A 2,621-nucleotide genomic window follows, 5' to 3' on the forward strand; every position below is an offset into this window, starting at 1 on the left:
CGTGCCCGCGATGATCCACGGTTCCGGCACGTGCAACCCCGCGTTCACCACCACCGGCTCCCACTACATGAACGTGGACAACACCGGCTTCGTGCAGCTGATGGACTCCAACATCTTCCAGGACTTCCCCGGCATCAGGTTCATCCTGCCGCACGGCGGCGGGGCCATACCGTACCAGTACGCGCGCTTCAAGGGACTGAGCATCATGGCGAAGCGCGAGCCGTTCGACGAGTTCCTGAGCCGCCTCTACTTCGACACCGCCATCTACAACCAGGCAGCCACCGAGTTCATGCTCAAGACGATAGGCGTCGACAACGTCCTCTTCGCCTCGGAGATGATCGGCGGCGTGCAGGCGATCGACCCGGACACCGGGCGCTGGTACGACGACACGAAGCCGTACATCGACGGCATCGACTGGCTGACCGATGAGGACCGGTACAAGCTGTTCCACGGCAATGTGCTGAAGGCGTACCCGCGCGCAAAGCCGTACATCGAGAAGATCGAGGCGAGCACGGCGTAGGACAACAAAGGGGGAGACATGGAGACGACACTGGCTGCAGTCAAGGTTGCGCCCCGCACGGCGGAGATACAGGAGATCGACGTCCCGGACATCGACTACAACAGCGCCCTGATGAAGGTCGAGGCGGCCGGCATGTGCGGCTCTTACGGCTACTTCACGAGAGAGGGCGGCGGACGGAGCCCGGTGCCCGGGATGAACGCGCACGAGAACGCCGGCGTCATCGTGAAGGCGGGGCAGGGGTTCCTGGACCGCCACGGCGTCGAGGAGGGCGAACTCGTCGCGCTGGAGGAGTACCTCCCCTGCGGACACTGCGAGTGGTGCCGCATCGGCGAGTTCAGGCACTGCTGGCTCACCGACACGCACAACAACCCCAATCCCAGCAGGCTGGACGGCGGCTTCCGCCAGTACCTCTACCTCCCCCCGAACGTCGTACTGCACAAGGTCTCGCAGTCGCTGACGCCCGACGAGGCCGCGCTGGCCCTGCCGGTCGGCAACGGCGTGCAGTGGGCGGTGAAGGAGGGTGAGGCCGCTCCGGGCAAGACGGTCGTCGTGCAGGGACCGGGCTCCAAGGGTCTCGGCGCCACGCTCGCGGCCAAGAAGGCCGGCGCGACGGTCATCGTGACCGGCCTGTCGAAAGACGGCGCGCGGCTCGAAGCGGCAAGGCGGCTCGGCGCAGACCACACCATCGACGTGCAGGCCAACGACTTTACCGAGACCATCATGGACATCACGAGCGGGCGCGGCGCCGACGCCGTGGTGGACTGCACCACCGGCCGCATCCCCGTCATCTTCAACCAGGCGATAGACGTCCTGGTGCGGCGCGGCGGCATCGTCGTCTCGCAGGCCTACGAGCTCGAGTCCTTCTCGTTGGAGAAGCTGACAGGCAAGTACGGGCAACTCCGCGCATGCCGGGGTCACAGCTACGCGAGCGTGGCGATGGGCCTCGAGCTGATCGCGTCGGGCGACTATCCACTCAAGGAGATGGTGACGCACAACTATCCCCTGGACCTGACCGGCGAGGCCTGTCTCGCCTCGGGCGGCGAGGGCGACGGCGGCGACGCCATATGGGTGATGGTCAACCCCAACATGGCGGCTTAGGGCAGGGCACTCGCAGGGGCGGTCCGTGAACCGCCCTACGCCTCGCAGGACGAGGACTCGGCGACAGAGAAAGGAGCGACGGATATGGCCACCATCGTCGGAACGTTCTTCCATTCGCACGGGGGCACGACGTCGCTCCCGCCAGAGTTGTGGGTAGCGCGCCGGAATGCGCGGCCTATCCGCGAGGACGTGCCCAACGAGTCCCTCGAGGTGAACATCGAGAAGGCCAACCGAACGCATGAGGGCTTCCGCGTCTTGCGCGAGCGCATCGCCGAGCTCGAGCCGGACGTGCTCGTCATCTTCAGCGACGACCAGCTGGAGTGCTTCGACTTCAACAACTACCCCGCGTTCGCGGTCTACGTCGGCGACAGCTTCGCGAAGTCGCCGCGTGAGCCGCGCACCCCGGAGATCGGGCGTCACGCCGAGCCCGGCTACCGCTTCCCCGGCCACCCGGAGCTTGGCGTGCACCTGCTCTCCGGCGTCATGCAGCGCGGCTTCGACCCCGCCTTCTGCATGGACATGCCGAAGCCGGACCGCGGCCTCGCCGGCGGTGTCATCCGGTCGGTCGAGGAGTTGACCGACTTCTCGCTGCCCTCCGTTCCCATCATGATGAACCTCTACTTCGCGCCGCAGGTGTCCGGGTTGCGCAGCTACCAGTTCGGCAAGGCGGTGCGCGAGGCGCTGGACGACGCGCCTTCCGACCTGCGCGTCGCGGTCGCGGCGTCGGGCGGTCTCTGGCACACGCCGGGGATGCCGGGCGCGTGGCTGAACGAGGAGTTCGACCGCGCGATACTGGCGCGCCTCGAAGCGGGCGACGCCCGCGGTATGGCCGACTACTTCGACTCCTACGTCATCCCGGAGGACGACACGAGCCAGGACGCCGCCTACCGCGGGCGCGTCAGCACCGGCATGCCGTCGCCGGGCGGTCCCGCCTTCGGCACGCGCGAGACCTGTGCGTGGATAGCGGCCGCCGCCGTCACCGAGGGCCGCCCCACCACCATCA

3 protein-coding genes are annotated in these 2,621 nt (G+C 67.4%); all 3 read left to right on the forward strand.

Annotated elements, in window-relative coordinates; all coding sequences use genetic code 11:
- Nucleotides 1-520 (forward strand): amidohydrolase family protein (locus OXC99_10825; GenBank protein ID MCY4625476.1); only part of this gene is annotated, 520 nt, incomplete at its 5' end.
- Between the two features lie 18 nt (nucleotides 521-538).
- Nucleotides 539-1,618 (forward strand): zinc-binding dehydrogenase, encoded by a 1,080-nt coding sequence (locus OXC99_10830; GenBank protein MCY4625477.1) that lies wholly within the window; start codon nucleotides 539-541, stop codon nucleotides 1,616-1,618.
- 84 nt (nucleotides 1,619-1,702) lie between these two features.
- On the forward strand, nucleotides 1,703-2,621 hold a 919-nt coding region (locus OXC99_10835; GenBank protein ID MCY4625478.1), incomplete at its 3' end, for a hypothetical protein.

The organism is Chloroflexota bacterium, from assembly GCA_026713825.1.
Taxonomy (GTDB): Bacteria; Chloroflexota; Dehalococcoidia; order Lucifugimonadales; family UBA1127; genus UBA1127.

Excerpts from the sequence above, each read along its gene's own strand:
- OXC99_10830 (MCY4625477.1), top strand. The coding sequence starts at position 539 with ATGGAGACGACACTGGCTGCAGTCAAGGTTGCGCCCCGCACGGCGGAG.